Source organism: Streptomyces sp. NPDC048269 (assembly GCF_040652395.1).
In the GTDB taxonomy this organism is placed as follows: domain Bacteria; phylum Actinomycetota; class Actinomycetes; order Streptomycetales; family Streptomycetaceae; genus Streptomyces.
Window position 1 is genome coordinate 39,959 of record NZ_JBEZLW010000047.1, and the last position, 8,318, is coordinate 48,276.

Genomic DNA, 8,318 nt, shown 5'->3' on the forward strand with positions numbered 1-8,318 from the left:
CAGTCCCGGATGCGCGCCTCCGCTTCCACCACAACCTCCGGCAAAGCCCACGGACGCCGCCGGCACGCACGCAGGCTGCGACCCGGCGTCCGGGACCTCCCGGACGCGGGAGCGGTGGCCGTTTGCGGCGGCTCGACCACACAGCAGTCACCGGTGTGTCGCGATCGGTGTGTGGGGCGCGGCTACTTGTCGCTGAGAGCGGGGATCCGGCCTCGGCCAGGTCGTGCTGACCGGGCCCGGCGGCTCGAATGAGGAGCTGCTGCCGGGCCGGGGCGCCGGCGATCCCTTCGGTGACGTCCCGGCGTCTGAGTTCGTACCAGCCTCTGCAGCCGGGAGGATAAGGTGCTCGACCGGGACACGGTGAGGGGATCAGGGGCGGGTGACGTCGACCGTAGCAGCAGCAAGCGCACTGCAGGATCGCGCCGCGCTGTGGAGCGTGGGCGAGATCCCCGCCAGTGATGTCGTCAGCGCGGCCTGTGACGCGCTCGTCGCCGGACTCGATAGCCCCGGACTTCGGGTGTTGGCAGCTTGCACACGCGCCGAGGCGGACTACGACGTGCTCGACTTGCTCCCCGTGGCGCTGGACGAGCTCGGCCTCGTCTTCTACCCGGTCGCCAGCGAGGCCGGTCGAATAGCCGCCGTGCGAGCACTCGCACGACGCATGCTGGCCGGCGAGCTGACACCCTGGGAGCTCACCTTCCGGATCCACCAGCGCTACGGGCACGGGCTGCCCCTGACCGAACGGCTCGCCGAGCTCGATGACGAATACGCCATCCTCGAATACCGCGACACAGCAATGGCTGAGGTCGATGCCGAGGTCAGGGCTGAGGCCCGCCGCCTCGCAGCCTGGCCCCGAGTTCCAACCGAGCCCACGGACGCGCCGAGCTGATGCATGCGGCTGCCCCCGAGTTCACACTGAACCAGCTTCAGTTCCGCTGAACTCACGGGAGGGGGACGCGCCATGACGACCACGATCACCCGGCCGAACGAGTCCCGGGCCGCACGTCTGATCACCGATGTGCTCGATCCCAAGACCTGGATCATCGCCGACACCATGCTCACCGGCTGGCACACCAGTCGCCTCGCCGGGATCGGATGGGGCCTCCTCGGCTGCTTGTTCGCCGCGGTCATTCCTCTGGCCTTCATCAAGTACGGCATTCGCCGCGGCCGCTGGTCCGACCGGCACGTTGGCCAGAGGCAGCAGCGCATCATCGTGATGAGCTTCATCGTCTCGTCCGTCGCCACCGGCATGCTGCTGCTGTGGGCCTTCGACTCCCCCCAGACGATGATTGCGCTGGTCGCGGCCATGCTGGTCACTCTCGCTGCCCTCCTCGCCGTGACCCCGGCCTGGAAGATCAGCGTGCACGCAGCCGTGTCCTCCGGAAGCGTAGCCATGCTCGCCATGACCTACGGGCCCTGGTTGCTCCTTGCCTTCCCCGTGGTCGCCGCCGTCAGCTGGTCCCGGGTAGAGCTGAAGGACCACACCCTTGGCCAAGTTCTTGCAGGCGCTGCGGTAGGCGGGGCCGTCGCTGCCAGTACCTTCGCGCTGGTCCGATAGGCGGCCAGACCAACTACCCGAGACGTCGAGAACCCGATCGTGGCCCCTCCCCCGTCACCCCGGCCAGCTCCTCGGGCGCTTACACCTCTACGTAGGCGACCAAGACCAGAGTGCCAAGGGCCGTGGACACGTACAGGACCCTCACGCCGTCCTGCCGGTGCTCACGAATGGCTCCGTGCTTCGAGAGCACACCCACGGCTGGGTTCCTGGAGACCGCCACCAGCACCGGTTCGAGCCGCAGGCGCTCGGCCTCGCCCATCTTCTGGATCTGTTCCTGTGCGACGTCGTAGAAGACGATGCGGGCCCGCTTCGGGCCATGCTTCCCCATCAGGCGACCTTCGAGGTGGAGCGGCTGTCATGCAGGAGTACCTGCCCGAGGTCTTGGCGTGGCTCTTCCCAAGTCCTCATCCCAACCAGGTCGATCCCCTCAACGGCCAGCCTGTCCCTCACGTGTGCCACCTCCGGAACGGCTTCCGCCAGATCCCGCGCGTCAACCCGCAGGGATCCTGCTCGATTCGGTCGAAGAAACCCGCATCCGAGGCCTCCCAGTGTCGACGCTCCGACGAGGCTAGCGCAGGCGGGGCCGAAGAGAGTTGGGCACCGCCAAACACCACCGCTCGCGCCGAGACGACGCCGGAGAGGTCACGCGCCGCGCCCACGTGCAGTTGAGAGGACGGTCAGCGCCGCGCGACCGGGTCTCGGGAGTGAGCGGTGAGCCTGGGTGCGCTGTACCTGGGCAGGCGGCGGCCTGGTTGCCGCTGTCGGTTGGGCCGAGGCTGGGGGCATCTCCCGCCCCGTACGTGCCCACCGCCCTGACATGAAGAACAGGTTTTCCCTTGATTCCCTCTGACACCGCCAGTTCTGCCGTACTCGAACGGCTTCAGCGCCGGTCCGCCGACCCGATGCGGCGCATCCTGTTCACCGGCGCGACCATCGTCACCATGGATCCCGACCTCGGTGTCCTTCACGGCGCCGATCTGCTCGTAGAGGGCGAGATCATCACCGCGATCGGTTCTGACCTGAGCCGGGACGGCGCGGTGGTCGTCGAGGCCTCCGACACCATCCTCACGCCGGGCTTCGTGGACACGCACCGGCACGCCTGGGAGACCCAGCTGCGCCGGACCATGCCCGACGTCGACGACCTCGGCGCTTATGTGATGTCCACCCTCACCGGCTACGCCACCGTCTACCGGCCCGAAGACATGTACGTCGGCACCAAACTGGCCGCCCTGACCGCGATCGACAGCGGCATCACGTGCATGCTCGACTTCTCCCACAACTCCCGTACCCCCGAGCATTCCGACGCCGCCGTCCGAGGCCTCATCGACACCGGCATTCGCGGCGTGCACGCCTCGATGGGCCCGCACTTCGGTAACTGGGACGAGCAGTGGCCCGGCGACCTGGCCCGCCTCAAAGAGACGTACTTCGCCAGCGACGACCAGCTGCTGAGCCTGCGGCTGGCCGCCCTGGCCACCGACGAGATCGCCGGGCCCACTCTCGCCTACGGCCCCGAACTCGCCCGCACGGCCAAGGACCTGGGCATCGGTGTGAGCGTCGACGCCGTCTTCGGCGCCTCCTCTTCCCGGACCATCCTGGGGTGGGACAGGGACGGTCTTCTCGGCGCGGACCTCACCCTCATCCACGCCACCGGTCTGACCCAGGCGGCGTGGAAGGTGATCGGGGAGAGCGGCACGACCATCGCCCTGGCCCCGACCTCGGACGCACAGATCGGACTGGAGACCGCGATCCCCGCGATCGACGAGGCCCTGGCGGTCGGGGTCCGGCCCGGTCTGAGCATCGACGTCGAGGTGGCGCTGGTCAGCGACATGTTCACGCAGATGCGGACCTTGCACGCCATCCAGCGGATGCGCGCGGTCAACGCCGTCTACGGCACCGACCAGCGGCCGGCTCGCATCACCACCCACGACGTCCTGGACTTCGCCACCCTCCAGGGCGCCCGCACCAACGGCCTGGCAGGCGTCACCGGCTCGCTCACCCCGGGCAAGAAGGCCGACCTGCTGGTGATCCAGGCCGAGGACCTCAACAACATGCCGCTCAACGACCCGATCGGCACCGTCGTGCTGGGCTCGGACGCCCGCAACATCAGCGCCGTCCTCATCAACGGCGAACCCCGCAAGTGGAACGGCCAGGTCCTCGACGTGGACCTGCCCGCCCTGCGCGAGCAGGTCCACGCCTCCCGCGAGTACGTGCTCAACACTCCCGCCGTCTGACCCCCGCCGCCCCTTCACGCACCCCTACCTGGGGATGTGGATCGACGACAACGGCTTCGTGCGCCAGGAACTGCTACCCGACGGGCGCTACGACCAGGCACGTGCGAACCGCCCCAGCGCCTACCAAGGCCGCTACTGGATCACCGGCAACCGCATCCACTACCTCGATGACCTGGGCTTCTGGGCCTTCGGCGCATTCCAGGACGGCATCCTGCACCACGCCGGATACCGCTTCACCCGCCGCTGACCGCGCCGCCCGCCGGGCTCGCCCTGGGCGCTTCCTGGCGCTGCCGCCCGTGCGCCACCAGCATCCGAGTGCCCGGACCTTTGCGCACGTGAGCCCGTCGCACCACGGGCGATGGGCTCACCTGCAAAGGACTGTGCCGACCGGGGTCCTACTGCTCCGTGGTGGACTCCTGGTGGTGTGTGGCGTGGAGGCTGCCGAGCAGGGACAGCGCCTGATCGCTGGGGCTTCCCGGTTCGGCGTGGTAGATCACCAACTGCTGGCCCCACGCTCCGCGGACGTCAAAGGTCTGGAAGGTGAGCGCGAGAGGCCCGACGTCGGGGTGGAGAAGCTCCTTGCCGTCACGGGTCTTCCCCTGCACGGTGTGCGAGGACCACAGGGCTGCGAACTCCTCGCTCGCCCCGGTCAGGGCAGCGACGAGGTCGTCCAGGCGCCGATAGTGCGGGGCGAGGCCCGTGGCGTGGCGGAGTCCGGCGACGACTGCCTCGGCCGCCCGCCCCCACTGTGTGAAGAAGCTCCGGGCGGCCGGGTCGAGGAAGGTCATGCGGGCCATGTTGTCCACGTTCTCGAACGGTGAGAACAGTGCGTCGGCCAGGGCGTTCGAGGCCAGGAAGTCGGTGGCCGGATTCAGGACGAACGCCGCGGCGTTCGGGTATCCGTCCAGCAGCTGCCGCAGCGCAGGATCAACGGTTTCCCTCGGCTGCTGCCGCCTCCCCTCCGGGGCGGTGCCTGCCAGCCGGAGCAGGTGCTCCCGCGCTTCGCCATCCATCCGCAGCGCGCTGCTGATGGCCTCGATGATCTGCGGGGAAGGGCTGCGCTCGCGGCCCTGTTCGAGGCGGGCGTAGTAGTCGCTGTTCATGCCGGCCAGGACGGCGACCTCCTCACGCCGCAGCCCCGCCACCCGGCGGGCTCCGTGGGAAGCGAGCCCGACGTCATCGGGTCGCAGGCGGGCGCGGTGGGCGCGCAGGAAATCTCCGAGATCGTTGCTGGTCACCCCTTCAGGCTAAGCCGCTCCCCACCCGCAGGCCTGGGTGTCCCGTACCCAGGCACGACTCGTCCTGGGTCCCGTACCCGCCGTGGAGTCAAGCTGCGCTCGTTTACCTCTGCTTCGGGCACCGGCCGGGCCGCGGCGCCTGAAAGGGCACGGCCCTCCACCGGCCGTTCGCGGCATCGTAGCCGTCACCGACCTCACATCTAGCGTTCTTCCGGCTCCGTTCGTCCGTCCTGGCGACCGCCGGTCACCGCGGGAACCTACCGAAAAGCCCGAGGGCCAGTCCGCGACGCCGCCCGGTATTCGGAGGGAGTCATCCCGTATACGTCGCGGAAGGTCCGGCTGAACGCGGGGGCACTGGAGAAGCCCCAGCGGGCCGCGATTGTTTGCACGGGGTGACCGCCCGACTCCGGGCGTCCGAGCTCGGCGCGCGCACGGTCCAGTCGGCGCTGGCGGATGTGGGCCGCCACGCTGACGGGGTGGCCGCTGAAGAGGGAGTAAAGGGAGCGCAGGGAGATGTTGTGGTGGTCGGCGATCGCTTGGGGTGTCAGGTCCGGGTCGCCCAGGTTGTATTCGATGAAGCGGGTGACCCGTTGAAACATTTCCTGGGCGCGGGCCTCGGGCGGCGCTGCGTCGGGGGTGCCGAGCTGCTGCGCCAGGCATGCCGTCGCCAGGTCGAGGGCAACGGACCCCATGTTGACAAGCTCCGAGGGCCGACAGCTTGGGCCCTGAGCGAGCAGGGTGCTCATAAAGCCGCCGAGGATCGCGCCTGTTCCCCTGTCGCCGCGGATGCGCTGCCCAAGGATGCCATCCACCTTGTCGTGCCGCAGCGGCAGGATCGAGCGGGGAACCTGCAGAATGCCCACCGTGGACTGCTCGTCGATGCTTGCCCCTTCGCTCGGACGCGAGGTGTCCGTCAGGACCAGGTCCCCTGCAACAACCGACTGGTGGCCCCGCTGGGCAATCTGGAAGGTGCCTCGAGTGACCAGCGCAAGCTGAAGCTGCTCGGGATCGCCCCTGCGCACATGTGCCGAGGTGCGGCGCGACAGCACCGGGGAGCATGTGAGCGCCGACAGTCGCACGGCACCGAGATCCAGGTCGGCAATGTGTGCGCGAAAGTCGGCCGGATGCCTGGTGCTGAGACTGACAGGCATGACGTGGTTCGACACCGCGTCACAGAACCACTCGAAACTTTCAGAGGACGTTTCCTCAGTTCTTGGATCCACTGACCCCACGTACTCCCCCCTTCCCCACAGTGCGACATACGATTATCCGCCATGGCACGAGGCGCACTCCGGGAGGCTTCGGAGTCCGAGTAGGCCACCACCTCCGGAGTCGGGGACAGCGCGTACGAACGCGGGGCCGTCCCACCGGGATTCGGATGGGGCCTACCCAAACACCACGAGTGGGGCCGAGCTCATCGCCCGGGTGCGGCCAGAAGGCCTGTAGGCGCGGGCTGTCAGCCAGAGGGTGCAGCAGGACGGCCCGGCGTGCGCCCGATGGCGTGCTGGTCAGCCTGCCCTCCGGCGCCCAACAGACCGGTCGGCTCCACCGGGCCGCGCTCGGCCAAGCGCGGCAGCGTCCGACGCGAGACCGCGGTCACGGCGAGGGGCAGGAACGGACGCAAGGGCTGTACGTAGCGCAGCCACGGCGGCGCGTACACGGTCGGGGACCGGTGGTCGACGCCTCGGGCGACCCATGCCGCGATCCGGGTCACCGGGTAGGTGCGGCGGGCGCCCGGCGGCATGTGTGCCCGCAGCTCACGCAGCACCGTGTGCTGGTCGGCGTCGCGGATCATGTCGGTGTCCGTCCAGTGCACGTACGCGATCCCCACGCCGACGCGCTGGTGGGCCAGTTCAGCGCGCAGGGACTGGGCGAACGACTCCACGCCTGCCTTCGAGGCGCAGTAGGCGCTCATCAGTGGTGCCGATCCGAACGCGGCAGTGGAGGCGATCTGCAGGAAGTAGCCGCGCGTAGAGAGCAGGCCCGGCAGGAAGGAGCGGGCGGTGATGGCGCTGCCGACCAAGTTGACCTCGATGACCCGTCTCCAGGTCGCCGGATCGGAGCTGGCGAAGGGACCGCCCTCGGCGATCCCGGCATTGGCGATCACAACGGAAGGGGCGCCCAGGGCGTCCGTGACCGCCCGGGCGGCGCGGTCCATCGCCGCGTCGTCGGTGACATCGACGGCGTAGCAGCGCGCTTCGACCGGCAGGGACCGGGCGGTCTCCTCAAGTCGGTCGCGCTCCCGCCCGAGGAGCGCGATCCGCATGCCGCGCCGCGCCAGCTCGCGCGCCAGGCCGGCGCCCAGCCCGCGGGCAGCACCGGTGACCACAGCGGTCCGGCCCCGCAACACGCCAGCCTGGCTCATGGCGGTCCTCCCTCTGCGGATCTTGGCACGCCCGCCGGGCAGCGGGAGGTATCCAGTGGTATCCAGTCGCCGGCTGGTGAGGTCCGGGCGGGGCGGACTGTTCGGGCGGGGTCCGCCCCCGGGGATGTCGGATCAGGTGTGCAGAAGGCTGTTGGTGCCGTCGTGGCCGTCCGCGTGGTCCTCGTCGAACCAGTAGTCGCCCACCGCCAGGTAGCGGAAGGGATGCACGCTCTTCGCCTGCAGACCGACCGTGACCGCGCGCATGCCGTCACCGCGGGGCTCCAGGACGTGGGTGCCGGGCTTCCACTCGTTGAAGTCACCGACAACGCTGACCGGACCGGGCGGGGTGTCGGCGGGCAGGACGAAGGTGACCTGAGTGCGGTCCTTGAGCAGCTTGCGTTCGAGCATGACGGAAAGCTCCTGGGGGGGACGGGTACGGGTGACTGTTTCGCCTCATCCTGCGGCCCGCACCGAGGACAGGCACCCGCACGCGGCCGCCCGGGGGCCCGGCTTCACCCACCCGGTGTCACCCATTGACGAGCGCGGCTCCCCCGGGGCGGCAGCGCACTCGGTGTGCGTCGTTCTGCCAGACCCGTGACCGCCCCTACTGGGCCCGAGGCCTGCGGATCCCGAGGCCTGGGGATAAGGGTCCGCATCTGATCGCCTCGGGCTGTGAAGATCACGGGCCGCAGAACACGTGGCCGCAGCCGAGGAGGCTGATGTTGCCGGCAGGGTTCGGCCTCCGCTGAGCGGCGCGCCCGCTGTGCCTGGGTACAGGCACAGCGGCCGCGCCGCGGGGCTGGGCGGATCGGAGGAGGGACTGCCCAGCCTGCTCGCCGGGGGCCGCAGTGCTCCTGGACGTCGCAAGGATGGCCGCCCCGACACACGACAGAACCGCGGGGAGGGGGTGGGCTGGGTGGGCTGGG

General features: G+C 69.6%; 9 protein-coding genes. 4 read left to right on the forward strand and 5 right to left on the reverse strand.

Annotated elements, in window-relative coordinates; translation table 11 throughout:
- The first annotated feature begins 379 nt into the window (after positions 1 to 379).
- The gene (locus tag AB0D48_RS31490; protein ID WP_362404606.1) at positions 380 to 889 is read left to right on the forward strand and encodes a hypothetical protein; all 510 of its coding nucleotides are present in this window, start codon (positions 380 to 382) and stop codon (positions 887 to 889) included.
- A 72-nt stretch (positions 890 to 961) separates the two neighbouring features.
- Positions 962 to 1,558, forward strand: coding sequence for a hypothetical protein (locus tag AB0D48_RS31495; RefSeq protein WP_362404610.1), 597 nt, complete (start codon positions 962 to 964; stop codon positions 1,556 to 1,558).
- Between the two features lie 79 nt (positions 1,559 to 1,637).
- On the opposite strand, the gene AB0D48_RS31500 is transcribed toward AB0D48_RS31495, so the two are convergent.
- On the reverse strand, positions 1,638 to 1,886 hold the full coding sequence (locus AB0D48_RS31500; protein WP_362404613.1) for a hypothetical protein: 249 nt from the start codon (positions 1,884 to 1,886) through the stop codon (positions 1,638 to 1,640).
- A gap of 508 nt (positions 1,887 to 2,394) precedes the next feature.
- Here AB0D48_RS31500 and AB0D48_RS31505 point away from each other — a divergent pair.
- Positions 2,395 to 3,789 (forward strand): amidohydrolase family protein, encoded by a 1,395-nt coding sequence (locus AB0D48_RS31505; protein ID WP_362404616.1) that lies wholly within the window; start codon positions 2,395 to 2,397, stop codon positions 3,787 to 3,789.
- Between the two features lie 28 nt (positions 3,790 to 3,817).
- Complete coding sequence (locus AB0D48_RS31510; protein ID WP_362404640.1) at positions 3,818 to 4,036, forward strand: Atu4866 domain-containing protein; 219 nt, start codon at positions 3,818 to 3,820, stop codon at positions 4,034 to 4,036.
- A gap of 148 nt (positions 4,037 to 4,184) precedes the next feature.
- Here AB0D48_RS31510 and AB0D48_RS31515 read toward each other — a convergent pair whose 3' ends face one another.
- The 4 genes from AB0D48_RS31515 to AB0D48_RS31530 form a co-directional block, all read right to left on the reverse strand.
- On the reverse strand, positions 4,185 to 5,027 hold the full coding sequence (locus AB0D48_RS31515) for a helix-turn-helix transcriptional regulator (protein WP_362404619.1): 843 nt from the start codon (positions 5,025 to 5,027) through the stop codon (positions 4,185 to 4,187).
- 257 nt (positions 5,028 to 5,284) lie between these two features.
- Positions 5,285 to 6,193 (reverse strand): helix-turn-helix domain-containing protein, encoded by a 909-nt coding sequence (locus AB0D48_RS31520; protein WP_362404622.1) that lies wholly within the window; start codon positions 6,191 to 6,193, stop codon positions 5,285 to 5,287.
- Between the two features lie 290 nt (positions 6,194 to 6,483).
- Complete coding sequence (locus tag AB0D48_RS31525) at positions 6,484 to 7,392, reverse strand: SDR family oxidoreductase (RefSeq protein ID WP_362404625.1); 909 nt, start codon at positions 7,390 to 7,392, stop codon at positions 6,484 to 6,486.
- A gap of 132 nt (positions 7,393 to 7,524) precedes the next feature.
- Positions 7,525 to 7,800, reverse strand: a complete 276-nt coding sequence (locus AB0D48_RS31530) for a hypothetical protein (protein ID WP_362404628.1) — start codon at positions 7,798 to 7,800, stop codon at positions 7,525 to 7,527.
- Between the last annotated feature and the right edge of the window lie 518 nt (positions 7,801 to 8,318).

Coding starts and splice junctions, on each gene's coding strand:
- AB0D48_RS31495 (WP_362404610.1), top strand. CDS start 962: ATGACGACCACGATCACCCGGCCGAACGAGTCCCGGGCCGCACGTCTG.
- AB0D48_RS31500 (WP_362404613.1), bottom strand. CDS start 1,886: ATGGGGAAGCATGGCCCGAAGCGGGCCCGCATCGTCTTCTACGACGTC.
- AB0D48_RS31525 (WP_362404625.1), bottom strand. CDS start 7,392: ATGAGCCAGGCTGGCGTGTTGCGGGGCCGGACCGCTGTGGTCACCGGT.
- AB0D48_RS31530 (WP_362404628.1), bottom strand. CDS start 7,800: ATGCTCGAACGCAAGCTGCTCAAGGACCGCACTCAGGTCACCTTCGTC.